This is a genomic window from Nocardioides sp. NPDC127514, assembly GCF_040302125.1.
In the GTDB taxonomy this organism is placed as follows: domain Bacteria; phylum Actinomycetota; class Actinomycetes; order Propionibacteriales; family Nocardioidaceae; genus Nocardioides.
Genome location: NZ_JBEORF010000026.1, coordinates 25,659 through 42,426 on the forward strand (window position 1 = coordinate 25,659; position 16,768 = coordinate 42,426).

A 16,768-nucleotide genomic window follows, 5' to 3' on the forward strand; every position below is an offset into this window, starting at 1 on the left:
GTGTCAGCGGCGCCAGGCCCTGATCCGGTCCGGCTCGGGGTCGGGTGACTCCGTGGCCGCCCAGACCTTGCGCCACTCGGCGATCTCCTCGCCGGCGGGGTCGGGCGTGCGCTCCTCGGCGGCGCGGCGCATCGAGGCGTACCAGTCGGTGGCGTCCTCGTCCAGCAGCCTCGCCACCGCCGTCCGGATCCGGGGCGCGAACTCGCGGATCGACTCGCCCTCGGCGGGGCGGAGCGGCTCCCCGAAGCGTACGGTCAGCTGACGGCGGCCCCCGGCCTTGTCCTTGCCGGGCCAGTTCACCCCGCGCGGCATCGCCGCGTAGGTGCCGCGGTGGGCGATCGGAACGACCGGGACGCCGTACTCGATGGCCAGGTAGGCGGCACCGGACCGGAACCGGCCGACGGTGCCGTCCTTGGACCGGGTGCCCTCGGGGAAGACGACCAGCGACCAGCCGTCGGCGAGCACCTCACCGGGCGCGTTCGCGAGCGCGCCCCCGCGACGGTCGATCGGCAGCGTGTTGAAGACCAGCGAGGAGCCCACCGCCCGCCACCAGGTGTCGAAGAAGTAGTCGGCCGCGGCCGCCACCGCCGTACGCCGCCGCCACCGGTCCGGAAGGCTCAGCAGGATCAGCGGGGTGTCCAGGTGGGAGGCGTGGTTGGCCACGAAGATCACCGGCCCGTCGAGCCTCTCGAGCACGTCCAGCCCCTCGACCTGGGTCTTCACCTGCGACCGGAAGACCGCCTCGAGCCCAGCCTGGGCGACCTCTCTGACCGCCCGCGCGGCCGGCTTGCGCGACCACTCGTTGTCGAAGACCGTCGTCGTCGCCGGTGGTACGAACGGCTCCGCCGACCGCGGCACCTGCGCCCGGTGACCCCATCGCCAGCCCCGCTGGAAGAGCCGTACGTCGCGGGCCGTCTCCTTCCAGAATCCGCTCATCGGACGTCCGCCAGCAGGTGCGGAGGGTTGCGCAGGTAGGTGATCGACGGCGACGGGCCGACGGTCGAGCTCGCCATCTCGAGCGCATCGCGCAGGGTCGTTGCCGAGCGGAACCCCATCCGCGCCGCGGCCTTGGGGTTGCCGCCGACCCAGATCACGTCGCCGAGGTGGTCGAGGGCGTGCGCGATCCAGTACCACATGTAGAACGGGTGGACGCCGTGGTAGGCGTTCGAGGTGCGGTAGAGGTGGACGTACCAGGGGTCCGTGGCGAACTGCTCCTCGAACTTCGGCCCGATCAGCGCCGGATCGGTCGTGTCGGCCAGCACCTCCTCGTAGAAGTCGACGTAGGAGGGGTGGGTGAGGGTGTTGAAGCCCTCGTCGAGCGGGTGGTAGAGGATCGCCACACCGCCCTCGCGCACGACCGGCTGCCGAAGGTAGGAGTTGAAGTAGTAGCCCAGCCCCATGCAGGCGGCCAGGATCGGGTTCATGGTCGAGTTGACGTTGTAGGGGCCCAGATAGGGCACCCCCATCACCATCACATCCGACTGCCCCTCGACCTTGACCCGCTGCTGCTGGTGGACGCGCTGCACGGTCAGCTCGTGCACCGGCTCGACGGCGCCGGCGGTGATCCCGGTCAGCCCGTAGTTGGACCGCAGGTCGTGGAACATCTTGTGGCGCATCTTCTGCGGCGCGACCGCCAGCCCGCGGCGCAGGCCGAGCACGGTGGCCTGGTCGCGCAGCGACCACTCCCACTCGCGCTTGAGCAGGGTGTCGTACGGCTTCCCGAACACCTCGTTGTCGAGCGTCGTCTCGATCTGGAAGACCTTGACGTGCTCCCCGATCAGCCGGCCCATCCGCCAGGCCGAGGAGTGCATCTCGGAGTGCTTGTGGTCCATGAAGCTGCGCGAGTGGACCATGGTCTTGGCGTTGTGGTGGTGCTTGATCGACTTGTAGGACGCCAGCCCGATGCCGACCGACTTGTGGCCGCCGTCCATCGCGACGAGGTTGACGTTGACGTAGATCAGCAGGTCGGAGGTGGCCGCCCGCTTGTTGATCTCGACGTCCTCACCCTTCTCGGTGACGCCCATGTGCTCGAGATTGGCGCGGTCCTCGGCGTCGTGGTTGTAGAGCAGCCCCTGCGGGGCGAAGCTCCGGAAGACGCGCTCGCCGACGATGTGCTTCATCTCCGCGTCGGTCATCCGGCGGTGCAGGGCCAGCGCGGCGATGATCTCGACGTCGTCGACGCCCTTCTCGGCCGCGATCGTGAGCACCTGCTCGATGATCCGGCCCCGGATGTCGGGCGCCTTCATGGTCGGCAGCGGCAGGGAGAGATCGTCGAAGGCGATCGTCAGCCGCATCCCCGGGAACATCAGCTCCCGCAACGGCTCGGAGTCGACCGGGTTCTCCAGCGACTCCTTGATCGCCGCTTCCACGTCCGGCACCGTCGGCAGCGACTCGGGCGGGTAGACCACCCGAGTGCCCTGCGGGAACTCCTCCAGCCGGAACCCGAGCCCCTCGTGGACGAGCAGGGGCGGCGTACGGTCGTCGACCTCCAGCACGAAACCTGGCCGTGTCATCGATGACTCTCCTTCTTCAAGACGTACGTCTGGGGTCGAACGCCACCTTGACGGTGCCGAGCCGACCGGCTGAATGGGCATGGTCGAGGGCCTCGCGCCAGCGGTGGAGCGGGTAGGGCGCGACGGTCTTGGCCAGCCGGCACATGGCGTCGTGGCCGACCAGGTCGAGGGCGGTGGCGAAGTCGCCGGAGCCGCGCGAGGAGGCGTACGTCCCGACCACCTCGAGCTCTCGGAACCAGGCCGCGGACAGATCGGCGGAGGCGGGCATCCCGGAGAGCACCACGCGTCCACCCGCGCGGGTGGCGTGCAGGCAGGTCTGCAGCGACTCCTTCGAGCCGACCGCATCGACGGTCACGTCCACGCCACCGAGCAGGTAGGGCGAGGAGAGCATCTCCGGCTCGAGCATGAACGCGCTGGTCGCGCGCCTGATCCTGCGCAGCGTCTCCGACGGCGCGACGACCTCGGTGGCGCCGAACTCGAGCGCCAGCTCGCGCTGATGAGCGTGTTTGGCGACGACCAGGATCTCACCGGCGTCGGTGAGCTCGCGCAGGGCCAGCGTGGCCAGCAGCCCGACCGCCCCGGCGCCCGAGACGAGCACCCGGTCACCGGGCTTGACCGCGGCCCTTCGCGCCGTGTGGACCGCGCAGGCGACCGGCTCGGCGAGCAGCGCCTGCTCGTCGGAGTAGCCGTCGGGCACCACGTGGAGCTGGGAGCGGTGCACCGAGAGCTGCTGGGACCAGCCGCCGCCGGTGTCGTGGCAGAACCCGGTCTGCAGCCCGGAGGAGATGTCGCCGACGGTGATCCGGGAGCACCGGTTGGTCTCGCCCCGCGCACACGCCTCGCACGCCTCCAGCCCGCGCGCGGCGCAGGTCAGGACCGGGTCGACGACCACGCGGGTCCCGGCCGCCAGGTCGCCGCAGGGATCGAGCAGCTCGCCCACGATCTCGTGGCCGGGCACGAACGGAAGGCTCACCAGCGGCTGGAAGTAGAGGCTCGTTCTGCCCGACAGCATCCCCAGGTCGGAGCCGCAGATGCCGGACAGCGAGACCCGCAGCCGAGCCCATCCGTCGTGCTCGACCCTCGGCGGATCGAGCGTCACCATCCGCAGCGGCGCCGCGGCCCCGGTCAGCAGCAGCGGCAGCCGCCCGCCGGCGACCTTCCCCAGCGCCGTCTTGGCGACGCTGCGGTACATCTCGAGCGCAAGCATTCAGGCCCTCCTCATCGGTGCAGCCCGGCCGGGTCGAGCGTCCTGCTCGCATGGCCCGGCGACTCCCAGTCGACGATCGACCAGTGCGACTTCTTGGCGTGGCGGAAGAGAGGTACGTCGGGCCGGACCGCCACCGGGTGCCCCACCGCCGCGAGCAGCGGCAGGTCGGAGTGGGAGTCGGCGTAGGCGAAGCAGTCGGACGGTGAGATGCCCTCGCGGCGCGACCACTCGCGGACGAACGCTCCTCGCGACTCCCCGACCAACGGCGACGCGGCCAGGTGGCCGGTGCAGAACCCGCGGTCGTCGACGGCCAGGTCGGCGGCCTCGATGTGGTCGAAGAGCGGCATCAGCGGCCGGGTCAGCGGCCGGATCGCACCGGTGACCAGCACCGTCACGTGTCCCGCCGCCCGGTGCTCCCGGATCCGCCGGACCGCGTCCGGGGCCAGCCGCCCGAGGATGTGCGTGGTCAGGTGCTCGTCGACGATCTGGTCGAGCTCGGAGAGCCGGGCACCGGCGTACTCCTTGTAGACCGTACGCAGCAGCGTGCCGCGCTCGGTGCGGTCCGCCCACACGTAGCCGGGCACCTTGCTCGCCATCCGGGCGATCTCGGCTGCCTTCTGGGTGCCGGAGAGCTCACCGAGCCGCAGCCACAGGTAGGTCTCGATCACGTTGGAGGACATCAGGGTGCCGTCGAGGTCGAAGAAGGCCGCGACCCGCCCGTCCCTGAGCTGCGGCAGCCGGCCGGAGTCCGGCCTCTTCCGCAGCTTGCGCAGCTCGTCGAGCTCACGGACCGGCTTGGTCACCGACGGCACGTGGATGTCGTAGAGGTATTCGTGCCAGTCGATCACGCCGGTGTCGAAGGCGAAGGTCTCCTGGTCGGCCGGCGACAGCGACCGGTAGAGCGCGAGCGTGTTGGTGTCGACGAAGCGCAGGTCGGCCTGGGCGTACTCCTTGTAGAGGTCCAGGTAGCGACGGAGGAACTGCAGCCGCCGACCCTGCCGGTCGAGGTCGCGCGCCCAGCTGCGGGTGCGGTCGCTGCGCGGGGCCAGCCCGAGCAGCCGGTCGGCGATCTTGTGCACCCGCTCCCCGGTCACCATCATCCGCTCGACCGAGGCGCCTCCGGGGAACGTCCACTCCGGCAGCCGGGCCGCGCCGCGGTCTCCCGCCGCGAACGGCTCCTTGGAGAAGTAGGCCCGCACGGTCTCATAGAGCATCCCGAAGGTCACCGGGTTGCGGTCGCCGGAGGCGAGATGGAAGTAGGCCGGGTCGCCGGGCTCGGGCGGGTGCGCCAGGCACGCCACGATCGAGGCGACGACGTGGTCGACCGGCACGATGTCGACGGGGGTGTCCGCGGCCGCCGGGAAGAGCGGCAGCTCGCCGCGCCCGTAGGCGAGGATCAGCGGCTCGGCCATCTTGAAGCCCTCGATCCAGCCCGGATGCGGGCGGGAGACGGCCGACTCGATGATCGCCGGGCGGTAGATCGTGGCCCGGTGCCCGGCTGCGGCGTGGGCTTCGACCACCCGCTCGCCCAGCGCCTTGGTGAACGTGTAGGCATCGGTCCAGCCCAGCGACCGCGCCCGCTCGGTGCCGAGGCGTACGAGCTCGTCCTTCACCCACTTCTTGCGCGCCTCCTCTGCGGCAGCGGCGGCGGTCATCAGACCGGCACGTCCGTGCTCCCGCTCCGCCTGCTTGCGCAGCCTGGAGATCACCTCGACGCTGCGCGAGCGCTCCTCGACGGCCGCGCGCTGCGCCAGCCCCCAGGCGAGCTCGGCGTCCACGTCGACGGCGTGGTCGACCGGCCCCTCGGGGATGTGGCCCCTTCGCCGCCCGGACACATAGGCCGTCGAGACATGCAGATAGTGGATGTCGCGCCCGGTCTCCTCGACCCGCTTGAGCAGCTCGCGGACGCCGACGACGTTGGTGACGAACCCTTCGTCGACCGGCGGGTCGAAGGAGACATCGCCCGCGGAGTGCACCACGGCGTCGAGATCGTCCGGCAGCTCCGGCGGTGCGGAGAGATCGCCCTCGACGACGTTCACCTCCGCGTCCGAGACGGACGCGAAGATCGGCTTGGTCAGCATCTTCGCGATCCGGTCCGCCCCCGACGTCGACCCCTTGCGCCGGACCAGGACGCTGAGACGTACGTCCGGCACCTCGGTCAGCATCAGATGCAGCAGCGCCTCGCCGACAAACCCGGTCACTCCCGTGAGCAGCACATGCTGCCCCGCGAGCCGTTCCCGAATGGAGGCCCGAGTGTCGTCGCGATGATGGTTTCCCTGCGCCAGGTCAGAGGTCACGGATGCGATTGTGCCCGGTCGAGGCAACCCCCGTGACTCCTTTTCCGGGCTCGACCTGAGAAACTGCGTGGAACCCCCGAAACCCGAGGAGCCGTACGTGTCGAGGAAGCTGCTGAGCGTCGCAGCCGTCCTCTCGGCGACCGCTCTCACCGGCTGCGGCTCGGGGGAGCCCACCACCAGCAGTCCTGGCCCGAGTCCCTCGACCTCCTCCCCCGTCGAAGCCTCCGGACCCTGTCTCTTCGAGCCCGGTCAGGTCGCCAGCGCCATCCCCGGCTCCTGGTCGCATACCGCCGACGAGGACGTCTGCACCTACACCAGCGACCGGGGCGCGATCTTCGTGACGACTCTGGTCGACACCTCCGTCTCCGCTGGGCTCTCCGCCAGCAGGGAGGACTGCATCGCCTCTCCGGCGCCGGTCGAGATCGGGGACCGGGCGTTCGTGTGTATCGAGTCGCACGACGACGGGGATCTCGTGGTCGGCAATGTTGCTGTCGGGAGTCGGCTGTGGTCGCTCGTCATCGTTCCTGATGAAGGGGTTCACGACGCCGAGCTCGGTGCGATGGGACGGCTCGTCGAGATGGTTGCGGACTGACTCCGCTGTTCGAGAACCGCCGTCTACCCGAGGCCACCGAGACGGAGGGCGTCGTCGAGCTCATCGAGCTTCGCGGCGGACAGGGCGCCTGCTCGTTCGATCAGGTCGTCGCGGGACAACGTCGTCAGCCATGTGCAAGGGGTGACACCCGGGCGCGGGAGCGCGAACCGGAGCACGCCTTCACTGGGCAGTCCTTCCGTGGCGCCTACTGCCACTTCGACGGCCAGACCGGTGATGTCGACACCTGCCGGATCGACGACCTGCATCACCTGGATCCCGGACGCATCCTCGTCCGACAGCAGCACCACCGGGCGTCGCTCGTCGAACTCCACCCACCAGACTTCGCCACGTTGCACATGTCCTCCTGACGTACGACGGCATGCCGCAGGTCTTGGCGTGACCCTATCTGCTGGGACTAGGTGGCCGGTCCGCTGGTTGAGCCGGCTTGCTCCGCTGGTCGAGCCGCCGGAGCCGCTAGGCGGAGGCGTGTCGAGACCAACACGGTCGCTTCTCGGGGAAGGCTCGCTTAGCGACTGTTCTTCGTTTCAAAGGTTCGCCGCCGACCCTTGCTTTGAGTGTTTCTCGATCGTGCGCCGCGTCAAGGACGCCCTTCGGGCGCCGCTGCGCGGTGGCCTTCGGCCATCCTTGACTCGGCACTCGATCGAGAAAGATTTCGCCTGTATCGGGGCGGCGGCGAGAGAGTGGCGCGGAGTTCACAGTACTTGTTCGCTGACCGCTTAACATGGGTTTGAACTGCTTAAATAGGTCGCTGGCTGATGCTCGTTCGCATATAATAAGGACTATGTACGAGACCATCGACCGCCTCCTTGCTGGGCCGCCTACGGGTGCGTCCGAGGGTGAGCTGGTCGACTGGATCGCGCGTCTCGAAGCCGTCAAGTGCACCGCCGAGGCCGTCCAAGCCGAAGCAGCGGTACGTCTCGACGAGGCCGTCCGGGTCCGCCGGGCCGAGGCCGGCCTTCCCGCCCGCAAGCTCGGTGAAGGGGTCGCTTCGCAGGTTGCGTTGGCGCGGCGGGTCTCGCCGGAGAGGGGCGCCAAGCTGCTGGGGTTGGCGAAGGTCTTGATCGCGGAGATGCCGCACACTTTCGCGTTGATGAAGGCGGGGCTGTTCTCCCAATGGCAAGCCACCATCCTGGCCCGCGAAACCGCCTGCCTCTCCCTCGACGACCGCATGGTCATCGACCACCAGCTCTGTGCCACCGGGCCGGGCGGTGAACCTGCTCGGGCGGTGTCGATGGGGCTACGCCAGCTCGAGAACGCCGCCAAGAAGCTCGCCATCACCCTCGACCAAGCCTCCGTCGTCGCCCGCGCCGCCAACGCGGAGAAAGACCGTCGGGTCAGCCTGCGGCCGGCACCGGACACGATGACCTGGCTCGGGGCGTTGTTGCCGGTCAAGGACGGGGTCGCGGTCTTCGCTGCACTCGATCAGGCCGCCAAGGCTGCTGCGGCTGCCGGGGACGAACGCACCCGGGGTCAGGTCATGGCCGACACCCTGGTCGACCGGATCACCGGCCGCGCTGAGGCCGGCGGCAAGCCGAGGATCGAGGTCAAGATCGTGATGACCGCCGACTCCCTCGCCAACACCAACGATCAGCCCGCCATGGTCGAGGGCTACGGACCCGTCCCCGCGACCTGGGCCCGCGAAGCGCTCGCCGGTGCCGAGGTGTTCGTGCGGCGGTTGTTCACCGACCCGGTCGGGCGGCTGGTCGCGATGGAGTCCCGCTCCAGGAAAGCACCCGAGGGGTTGGCCGAGTTCATCACGACTCGCGACGGTGGGATCTGCCGGACCAACGGCTGTGATGCCCCGATCCGCAACATCGACCACGTCGAACGCCACGCGGACGGCGGTGAAACCAGCGCAGAGAACCTGCAGGGTCTGTGTGAGAGGTGCAACCAGGCCAAGGAAGCCCTCGGCTGGCAGGCCAGACCAGGACCCGACGGCAGCATCATCACCACCACACCCACTGGGCACACCTACACCAGCCCGCCACCCGACACCTGGGCACAACCCCCACCAACCTGGTCCCGAGCCGAGTTCGGACTGCGCGACGTACTCCTCGAACACACCCTCGCCGCCTGAAGCAGCACCCAGGGTCCCGGGCACGGCAGAACTTTCTTCGGAGCGGTGCTTGACCTTGACGCTACGTCAGGGCTGCACGCTTCTTCCACGGCCCCAAACAAGGCCGGGAAACACACCGAACCGACCCAAAGGGAGCATCACCATGAACAACATCCTCAGCCGCCTCGTAGGTGACAAGAAGGACTGGAAGCGGATGGAAGCCCGCGCCGCCGCACTGCCCGCGGACTACCGCACCGTCTATGGGGAGATGAAGAGCTACATGTGGCGCTTCACCGCCGGCGACGGCATGGACATCGTCGAGGTCCTGCGCGAGATCCTCGACCTGTTCGAGACCGAGGCCGCCGCCGGACGTCCGGTCATCGAGGTCACCGGGACCGACCTGGCCGCTTTCTGCGACGCCCGGCTGCCCGAGCAGCACGACGCCTACCGCGCCAAGCTCCGCGCGAATCTCAACGAGGTCGCCTCGAAGCTGGCATGAGTCAGGGAAGGTCGAGGAATGCGTACTGGGCGACCTTGTGCGGAAGCTGAACGACAGGGCCGCGTTTGAAACCGAAGTCGTCGAGCCTGGCGAGGGAGGCCTCGTTGGAGGCGTCGGGCTCGACGACGGCGCGGCGGGCGCCGGACTTGGAGATGACCTCTTCGATGAAGAACTCGAGGACCTCCTCCGTCCGGCCCTTCCGGATCGGGGTGTCGGCCAAGAAGAGGTGGACGCCGATGTCGCCGGGGCGGCGATCGTAGAAGGTGCCGAGCTCGTCGACCTCGGGATCCCAGGTCTGGAAGAGCGCGACCGGATCGCCGTCGACCTCGACGATGTACGCAGCCAGATGGGGCTGCTCCTGCAGCCACGTGTAGATCTCCTCGATTTCCTCGCGCGGCTTCTCGACCATGCCCCAGAACCGGGCCCGATCGTCGTGCAGCCAGCCGCACAACAGGTCGATGTCGGCCGACGGCTCCAGGTCACGAATGGTCAGGGGCATGTCTTCTCCTCGGTGAGCAGGGACCAGTCGGTGACGACGCGGACCGCGCCTCCCCTGGCCCAGGCGTCGTGCTGATCGATGTGGTGGGGGCTGTCCGGGGATCCGCTGACACCGAGGGGTACGACCCAACGGCTGTTTTCGCGGTCAGCCAGATCCCAGGCGTAGCGCGCCACCGAGCCCCGGACGGTCACGGTGGTGCCCGGGATCCAGGCGTTGCAGCGCACCGTGTCGGTGTCGCCGGACAGAGGGGTGGCCGGGGCGGTCCGCGTGTGCGGGAGGTCGAACTGCTCCAGCGCGTGCAGCGGCCAGAAGCGGTGTTCCTCCGGCCAGGGCGTCGGCTCGCTGCCGGCGTCGCGTACGGCCTTCGCCGCCTCGGCGACGAGGGCTCGCGGGTCCAGACCGAAGGGCTTCTCCGCGGCCAGGATGATGTGCAGGGCGCCGGCCACCCGCGCGGGCAGGCTGAACCACGGCTCGTAGAGGGGCCCGTGCTCCGACGGCTCCCGCAGCGGCGCGAGCACCGGCGCCGCGCAGACGCGGTCGACGACCTCGGCACGCAGCGCGGCGTACCAGGCCGCGCCCGGCGAGCCGTCCATCGCGCCGTCCCACCCGGCCAGTGCCTGGGGTCGCAGATCGGCCGGGACCAGCCCGAGCAGCGGCGCGCCGGCGGTCTGGATCGTGTCGGCGAGGACCGCGACCGCCTGCTCAGTGTCGAGGGGTCCAGCTTCGTCGAGGAGCTGCGCGATCCGGTGCGCCCGGAACGGCGGCGCGAAGCCGGTCGCGAGCACGTCGAACTCCGGCATGCACCGGTCGTTGGCGGTCACGACAGAACCATCCGCCGAGGCGGTACGCCGCGGAAGCGGGTCGACCCAGCCGGTCCACTCCCCCGCCTCGTCCCGCCGCGGGACCCGGCCGCCGACGGTGTGGACGACGTCGCCGGCCACATCGGCGATCACCCAGTTGTTGACCGGCTCGACCCAGTGCTCCACCGCGGCCTCGACATCGGCGACCGAACGGGCCCGCAGCAGCGGCAGCAGCGCCCCGAAGCCGAGGTCGGCGAGCTCGTGACCGGGTGAGCGCAGCACCTCTCCCCAGCCCTCGTCGAAACCGCCAAGGACCACCGGTCCGCGGTCGGTCTCCAGGATCTCGACCTCGACCGGCTCCTGGTCGCGGACGAGCACCGTCTCCACGCTGCGACGCACCACATCGCCGCCCGAGCGCAGGTCGACGCGGTAGAGATCCTGATAGTCGGCCATCGCGTTGGTGATCCCCCACGCGACCTGACCGGCGTGCGCGAAGTGCTGCACGCCGGGTACGCCGGGGAAGGTCATCCCGACGACATCGAAAGGGTCGTCGGGATCGGTGCAGGCCAGCCGCACCTGGAGATAGACGTTGGGCGCCTCGAAGACGCGATGCGGGTCACCGGCCACGAGCGGCAGACCGGACCGGGTGCGGCCGCCGCCGACGGCGTACGCGTTGGAGCCACCGGACAGCCCCTCGGTGTGGAACAGCTCGGCGTCGGCCCCGAGCACCCGCGCCGCTCGGGCGCCGAAGAGCTTCGAGGGGAACGACCCGAAGAGGATCTGCTGCACCCAGAAGACCGCCAGCGGCGTCCACGGCTGCCAGGTCCCCGGCGCGGGCCCGAGCCCGTCAGGCCCGTCGAGCTCCGGGCAGGACGCCCCCTCCAGGCCGGAGCGGACGCCCTCGACGTACGCCGTCAGGAACCCCTGCGTCTCCGCGTCGAGCCGCTCGTAGGCCGCCTGCGCCACCGCCGCCAGCCGAGCGCGGCGGGCGAAGGCGTCCCACTCGAGCCCGGCCGGGCCGAGCAGCTCGGCGGTGCGGCCCTCGCCGCGCAGCCGCTCGATCTCGAGCTGCCACGCGCGGTCCCGCGCGGTGGCCCAGCCCTGCAGCCGGGCCACCTCGGCGAGCGAGGCACCCCGCACATGCGGGATGCCCCACTCGTCCCGAAGGAGACAGCTCATGCGATCGGGTTGGCCAGCGTGCCGGCGAACATGAGCGACTCGGCCTGGTCGGTGATGTCGACCATCTGCAGGGTGTTGCGCAGCTGGAGCCGGTTGAGGCAGGAGTGCCGGAAGCGCGGGCGGAGGAAGTCGTAGCGCGCGACCGCGTCGGCCAGCTCGGGGTGGTCGGCAGCGTGGTCGACGATGCACGCCCGGGCCTCGGCCCAGAACTCGGTCTCCGGCAGCACCCCCTCATCATCGAGGATCGCGGCGACGTAGCGCAGCACCCCGTCGAAGATGTCGGTGTGGACGGCCAGCGCCTTGACGTCGTCGGGGAAGGATCCGCGGATCCGGGAGACCTCCTCGGGCAGCGGCAGGTCACCCATCACCGCCACCTCCTCGCCGATGTCCTTCATGAACATCCGCACCGGGACGTGGTCGCGCAGCACCATCACCAGGTTCTCGCCGTGCGGCATGAACGCCAGGTCGTACGCCAGCAGGCAATGCACCAGCGGGCGCAGGTAGGCGTCTAGGTAGCTGCGCACCCACTCCCGGGCGGGCAGCCCGGAGGCACGGACCAGCTCGGCCGCGTACGAGGCACCGGCGGCGTCGCGGTGGAGCAGCGCCGCCATCGTCGCGCACCGCTCCCCCTCGGAGAGTCGCGGCACCGGCGACTCCCGCCACAGAGCGGCGATCATCTTCCGGTAGGGCGACGGGTTGGGCAGGGAGTGGAACACGTCGCCGGTCCAGCCGATCGAGGCGAGCTCGCGAAGCACCCCGAAACCGCGCTCCTTCAGCTCCGCGTCGCCCTCCACCAGGTCGGCGACCCAGTCGTTGATGACCGGGGTCGCCGCCATGTACGCCGGCGAGAGCCCCCGCATGAAGCCCATGTTCTGGATCGACAGCGCGGTCTTGACGTAGTGCCGCTCCGGACGACTGGTGTTGAAGTACGTCCGGATCGACTGCTGCGGGCGGTGGACGTCCTCGCCCTCGCCGACCAGCACGATCCGGCGCGCGGCGACGTCGGTGGCGAACGTGACCGCGAGCTTGTGGCGCCACTGCCACGGGTGGACCGGCAGGTAGCGGAACCCGTCCGGGTCCAGCCCGAGTCCGCGCAGCTTCGCCGCGAACCGGGCCAGCGTCGCCTCGCCGAGCTCGGCCTCGTAGAGCGCCTGCTCGTCCTCGCCGCGGCCCAGGGCCAGGTGGGACTGGTCCCGGGAGACGGCGACCCACAGCAGGCTCAGGTCGTTGCTCGTCTCCGGCGCCCAGCGCGCGTGGTCGTCGATGTCGAAGCCGATCCGGCCGTTGTTGGCGACGAAGGCCGGGTGTCCCTCGCTCATCGCACCTTCGACGCTCTGGTGGTCCGCGTCGACCAGGTCGGCGGCGGTCAGCGTCTGGTGCTCGAGCTTCCAGCAGGCCGAGGCGATCGTGGCCGCCAGCTCCTCCAGATAGGTCGGCAGCAGCTTGTCCGGGATCCCGAGATCGGGCGCGAACTCGGCGACGAACGCCTGCGCGTCGACCTCGGCCTCCTCACCTCCGCTCGTCCGGACGATCGAGGCCGGGTCCACCACCCAGTGCTCGAGCTGGAAGCGGCGCCCGGTGAACGCGTACGTCGAGGACGGCCCCTGCAGCTCCCAGCCCGTGTCGGTGGCCACGGGCGCGATCATCCGTTCGTGGCTGAACTCCGCGATCGCCTTGGCGACCAGGTGACGGTGCGCGACGCGCAGGTTCTCCGGGCGCAGGTGGGCGGCCGCGTACATCTCCCGGGTGCAGACCGAGAGCATCGCGGTCTTCTCCCCGATGCTGATCTCGCGCAGCTCTACGAAGCCGGCCTCGGTGTTCTTGCGCCGGATCGGCTCGTTGCGTACGTCCGGCTCGACCACCACGCGACGCACGCCGGGGTCCGCGAAGCAGTGCCGCATGACCGCCCGGAAGACCCGAGTGGTGTAGCCGGAGACGGGCTCGCCGGAGGTCGGCGCGACCAGGACGTGCATGCCCAGGTCGCCGGCGGCGAGGTCGGGCACGTGGGTGATCCCGGCGAGCTCGCTGCGGGCGGGGTCGTAGGTCTCGACCAGGAACGCCGGCACGCCGTCGACCCGGCCGAGCCAGGCGTCGTGGTGCGGGTGGCCGGCGATCCGCGCGTACTCCGCGGCGACGTCCTCCAGCGTGGCGTCCAGCATCATCCAGTACGCCGAGCGCGGGTGGGTCACCCAGGAGTGGACGGTGGCGAGGTGGGCCTCGATCTCGAGGGGCTCGATCGTGATCCTCATCGGTTCTCCTCCGTGGGCTGAAGCTTGAATCTGTCGGGGACGCCGAACTCCTGGAAGGCGACCCGCTTCTCGACGGGGTACGGCTCCCGGCCGAGGATCGCGGCGAGGATCACCGAGCTGCGATACGCCCCCATGCCGAGGTCGGGTGCGACGAAGCCGTGGGTGTGCTCCTCGCCGTTCTGGACCCAGATCTCGCGGTCGGCGGTGTCGACCGAGAAGGTCGAGCTGGCGGCGTAGCGCCCCTGCTCGTCCAGGCGGAGCCGGTCACGGACGGGCTCCAGGAACGCCGGGATGCCGGCGCGGTAGCCGGTGGCGAGGACGAGCGCCTCGGTCGCCATCTCGTAGTCCTCCTCCTGCTCCACGTGGTGCAGTGCGAGGTGGTAGCCGCTCTCGGTCCGGGTCACGCCGCGCACCTCGGTGTTGGTCAGCAGCGTGGTCTCGGCCGCCTCGGTGACCGACCGGGTGTAGAGCGCCTCGTGGATCGCGTCGATGGTGTCGCCCGAGATGCCCTTGTAGAGGCTCTGCTGCGCCTTCAGCAGCCGCTCGCGCTTCTCGCTCGGAAGCGCCTGGAAGTAGGCGGAGTACTCCGGGGAGGTCAGCTCGAGGGTGAGCTTGGTGTACTCCATCGAGAAGAACCGCGGGCTGCGGGTCAGCCAGGCCAGCTGGTAGTCGTGGTCGGGCTGGGCGGTCAGCAGGTCGAGGTAGACCTCGGCGGCCGACTGGCCGCTGCCGACGACGGTGATGCTGCGCCGGGTGACGAGCTCGTCCTTGCGGGCCAGGTACTCGGCGCTGTGCAGCGCCGGCCCCTCCGCGGCCACGGCCTCGGCCGCACACTCCGGGACGCGTGGGGTCGTCCCGGTCCCGAGCACCAGCCGCCTGGTCCGATGCGTCTCGCCGGAGGCGGTGGTCACGACGTACGTCTCCCCGTCGTGCTCCACCGAGATGACCTGCTGGCCGAAGCGCACCGAGTCGAGCCGCTCGGCGACCCACTGGCAGTACTGGTTGTACTCGCGCCGGTGGGGCAGGAAGTTCTCGCGGATGTAGAACGGGTAGATCCGGCCGGTCTGCTTGAGGAAGTTGAGGAAGCTGAACCGCGAGGTCGGGTCGGCCATCGTCACCAGGTCGGCGAGGAACGGCACCTGCAGGGTGGCCTCGTCGAGCATCATCCCGGGGTGCCAGTCGAACCGGTCGCGGCCCTCGAGGAACAGGCAGTCGAGCTCGTCGATCGGGTCGGCGAGGGCGGCCAGACCGAGGTTGAACGGTCCGAGCCCGATGCCGATCAGGTCATGGACGCGGGAATCGGTGGCTGTGAACACCGTTGCGGGGGCGGTGGGTGTGGTCATCGGGCGACCTCCGGAACAGCGCGGCCCAGCGTACGGACCTGCTCGATGATCTCGAGTACGTCCTGCACGGAGGCCTTGGGGTTGAGCAGCGTCAGCTTGAGGAACTGCCGGCCGTCGACCTTGGTCGCGGCGACGACGCCGCGGCCGCCGCTCCACATCTCGGCGCGGATGCGCCGGTTGAGATCTCCCAGAGCCTCCTCGTCCAGGTGCGGGTCGGCGTAGCGGAAGACGACCGTGGAGAGCTGGGAGGGGGTGATGACCTCGATGTCGGGCTGCACGCTGAGGATGTCGTAGACCTCGCGCGCGAGATCGATCACGGTCTCCAGGTAGGCGCCGATCTGGTCGGGGCCCATCGTGCGCAGCGTGAGCCACAGCTTGAGCGCGTCGAAGCGGCGGGTGGTCTGCAGGGACTTGTCGACCTGGTTGGGGTTCTCCGACTCGCGCGGGTTGAGGTAGTCGGCGTACCAGGAGGCGTGCTGCATGGTCGCCAGGTCGCGGACCAGGAGCGCGCTGGAGGAGACCGGCTGGAACCAGGTCTTGTGGTAGTCGATCGTGATCGAGTTCGACCGCTCGATGCCGTCGAGCAGCTGGCGATACTTCGGCGAGGCGAGCAGCCCGCCGCCGTACGCCGCGTCGACGTGGAACCAGACGTTGAAGTCCTGGCAGGCGTCGGCGATGGCGTGCAGGGGGTCGATGACGCCGAAGTCGGTGGTCCCGGCGGTGGCCACGACGGCGGCCGGGACGAGACCGTCGACGACGCACTCGTCGAGCGCCTCGCGCAGGGCGACGACGTCCATCCGGTGCTCGGCGTCGGTCGGGATCGCGATCGCGGCCGCGTCGCCCATGCCGAGCAGGCGAGCCGACTTGGCGATGGAGAAGTGGCTGTCCGCGGAGGTCAGGAAGCGCAGCCGGTCCAGAGGTACGCCGCGGCGCTCCGCCTCACCACGGGCCAGGAGCAGCGCCTGCAGGTTGGACTGGCTGCCGCCGCTGGTGAAGATGCCGTCGCGGGTCGCCTCCGGGTAGCCCGCGCGGGCCGCGGTCCAGTCGATGAGACGACGTTCCATGAACGTACCGCCCACGGACTGGTCGAAGGTGTCCATCGAGGTGTTGACGGCGGCGATCAGCAGCTCCCCGACGAGGGAGGGGATCACGACCGGACAGTTGAGGTGGGCGGCATAGGAGGGGTCGTGGAACCAGACCGCATCCTGGAGCCACAGCTTGCTGACCTCGGCCAGCGCTGCGGCGCCGTCGACGAGGGGGTTGTCCAGGTCGACCTCGGCGACCGGTACTGCTGCCTCCTCGGGCGAGATTCCGGTGGTGGGACCCTCGAGAGTGGCGAGCTGGTCGACGAGCAGCCGGATTGCTTCGGTGATGCCGCTGGTGTACTCACGAGCATTGTCGGGGTGGAACAGATGCTCCAAGTGCGGTGCGCTCACTGGTCTCCTTCGACACGGGGGGATTAGGTTAGGCGAACCTAAGTGAGGCTACCCTAAACGCGTCCCCGCCAGACAGG

Annotated in this window: 13 protein-coding genes; 3 read left to right on the forward strand and 10 right to left on the reverse strand. The window is 69.9% G+C overall.

Annotated elements, in window-relative coordinates; all coding sequences use genetic code 11:
• Nucleotides 1-3 precede the first annotated feature (3 nt).
• Genes ABTX24_RS20420 through ABTX24_RS20435 form a run of 4 tightly spaced genes read right to left on the reverse strand, consistent with a single transcriptional unit; the run spans nt 4 to nt 6,017 of the window.
• Entirely contained in the window at nt 4-936 is a 933-nt protein-coding gene (locus ABTX24_RS20420; protein WP_350842141.1) for a lysophospholipid acyltransferase family protein, read from the reverse strand.
• Nucleotides 933-2,513 carry an NPN-dependent hydroxyacid isomerase, LarAH14/15/16 family gene (gene larAH / locus ABTX24_RS20425; protein WP_350842143.1) on the reverse strand — a complete coding sequence of 527 codons (1,581 nt, stop codon included), beginning with the start codon at nt 2,511-2,513 and terminating at the stop codon, nt 933-935. Before larAH ends, ABTX24_RS20420 begins: the two co-directional genes overlap by 4 nt.
• 16 nt (nt 2,514-2,529) lie before the next feature.
• Nucleotides 2,530-3,720 carry a zinc-dependent alcohol dehydrogenase gene (locus ABTX24_RS20430; protein WP_160021914.1) on the reverse strand — a complete coding sequence of 397 codons (1,191 nt, stop codon included), beginning with the start codon at nt 3,718-3,720 and terminating at the stop codon, nt 2,530-2,532.
• Between the two features lie 11 nt (nt 3,721-3,731).
• Complete coding sequence (locus ABTX24_RS20435) at nt 3,732-6,017, reverse strand: HAD-IB family hydrolase (RefSeq protein WP_350842145.1); 2,286 nt, start codon at nt 6,015-6,017, stop codon at nt 3,732-3,734.
• 97 nt (nt 6,018-6,114) lie between these two features.
• Here ABTX24_RS20435 and ABTX24_RS20440 point away from each other — a divergent pair, with 97 nt between their 5' ends.
• On the forward strand, nt 6,115-6,609 hold the full coding sequence (locus ABTX24_RS20440; RefSeq protein WP_160021906.1) for a hypothetical protein: 495 nt from the start codon (nt 6,115-6,117) through the stop codon (nt 6,607-6,609).
• Nucleotides 6,610-6,632: 23 nt separating this feature from the next.
• On the opposite strand, the gene ABTX24_RS20445 is transcribed toward ABTX24_RS20440, so the two are convergent.
• Nucleotides 6,633-6,965 (reverse strand): type II toxin-antitoxin system PemK/MazF family toxin, encoded by a 333-nt coding sequence (locus ABTX24_RS20445; RefSeq protein ID WP_350842147.1) that lies wholly within the window; start codon nt 6,963-6,965, stop codon nt 6,633-6,635.
• A 446-nt stretch (nt 6,966-7,411) separates the two neighbouring features.
• On the opposite strand from ABTX24_RS20445, the gene ABTX24_RS20450 reads away from it, so the two are divergent.
• Entirely contained in the window at nt 7,412-8,707 is a 1,296-nt protein-coding gene (locus ABTX24_RS20450) for an HNH endonuclease (RefSeq protein WP_350842149.1), read from the forward strand.
• Nucleotides 8,708-8,849: 142 nt separating this feature from the next.
• Nucleotides 8,850-9,185, forward strand: a complete 336-nt coding sequence (locus tag ABTX24_RS20455; RefSeq protein ID WP_350842151.1) for a DUF1048 domain-containing protein — start codon at nt 8,850-8,852, stop codon at nt 9,183-9,185.
• 1 nt (nt 9,186) lies between these two features.
• Here ABTX24_RS20455 and ABTX24_RS20460 read toward each other — a convergent pair whose 3' ends face one another.
• From ABTX24_RS20460 to ABTX24_RS20480, 5 genes are read right to left on the reverse strand one after another with little or no spacing between them, the layout of a single operon-like run.
• Nucleotides 9,187-9,684, reverse strand: coding sequence for a GNAT family N-acetyltransferase (locus tag ABTX24_RS20460; protein ID WP_350720871.1), 498 nt, complete (start codon nt 9,682-9,684; stop codon nt 9,187-9,189).
• Nucleotides 9,675-11,663 carry a penicillin acylase family protein gene (locus tag ABTX24_RS20465; protein ID WP_350842153.1) on the reverse strand — a complete coding sequence of 663 codons (1,989 nt, stop codon included), beginning with the start codon at nt 11,661-11,663 and terminating at the stop codon, nt 9,675-9,677. Before ABTX24_RS20465 ends, ABTX24_RS20460 begins: the two co-directional genes overlap by 10 nt.
• On the reverse strand, nt 11,660-13,912 hold the full coding sequence (locus tag ABTX24_RS20470) for a GNAT family N-acetyltransferase (RefSeq protein ID WP_350842155.1): 2,253 nt from the start codon (nt 13,910-13,912) through the stop codon (nt 11,660-11,662). Before ABTX24_RS20470 ends, ABTX24_RS20465 begins: the two co-directional genes overlap by 4 nt.
• Complete coding sequence (locus tag ABTX24_RS20475; RefSeq protein ID WP_350842157.1) at nt 13,909-15,255, reverse strand: lysine N(6)-hydroxylase/L-ornithine N(5)-oxygenase family protein; 1,347 nt, start codon at nt 15,253-15,255, stop codon at nt 13,909-13,911. Before ABTX24_RS20475 ends, ABTX24_RS20470 begins: the two co-directional genes overlap by 4 nt.
• The gene (locus ABTX24_RS20480; RefSeq protein WP_350842159.1) at nt 15,252-16,691 is read right to left on the reverse strand and encodes a pyridoxal phosphate-dependent decarboxylase family protein; all 1,440 of its coding nucleotides are present in this window, start codon (nt 16,689-16,691) and stop codon (nt 15,252-15,254) included. The genes ABTX24_RS20475 and ABTX24_RS20480 overlap by 4 nt, the downstream gene beginning before the upstream one ends.
• Nucleotides 16,692-16,768 lie beyond the last annotated feature (77 nt).

Bases quoted from the DNA above. Each gene is read 5' to 3' on its own strand.
- ABTX24_RS20420 (WP_350842141.1), bottom strand. From the start codon at position 936: ATGAGCGGATTCTGGAAGGAGACGGCCCGCGACGTACGGCTCTTCCAG.
- larAH (WP_350842143.1), bottom strand. From the start codon at position 2,513: ATGACACGGCCAGGTTTCGTGCTGGAGGTCGACGACCGTACGCCGCCC.
- ABTX24_RS20430 (WP_160021914.1), bottom strand. From the start codon at position 3,720: ATGCTTGCGCTCGAGATGTACCGCAGCGTCGCCAAGACGGCGCTGGGG.
- ABTX24_RS20450 (WP_350842149.1), top strand. From the start codon at position 7,412: ATGTACGAGACCATCGACCGCCTCCTTGCTGGGCCGCCTACGGGTGCG.
- ABTX24_RS20455 (WP_350842151.1), top strand. From the start codon at position 8,850: ATGAACAACATCCTCAGCCGCCTCGTAGGTGACAAGAAGGACTGGAAG.
- ABTX24_RS20460 (WP_350720871.1), bottom strand. From the start codon at position 9,684: ATGCCCCTGACCATTCGTGACCTGGAGCCGTCGGCCGACATCGACCTG.
- ABTX24_RS20465 (WP_350842153.1), bottom strand. From the start codon at position 11,663: ATGAGCTGTCTCCTTCGGGACGAGTGGGGCATCCCGCATGTGCGGGGT.
- ABTX24_RS20470 (WP_350842155.1), bottom strand. From the start codon at position 13,912: ATGAGGATCACGATCGAGCCCCTCGAGATCGAGGCCCACCTCGCCACC.
- ABTX24_RS20475 (WP_350842157.1), bottom strand. From the start codon at position 15,255: ATGACCACACCCACCGCCCCCGCAACGGTGTTCACAGCCACCGATTCC.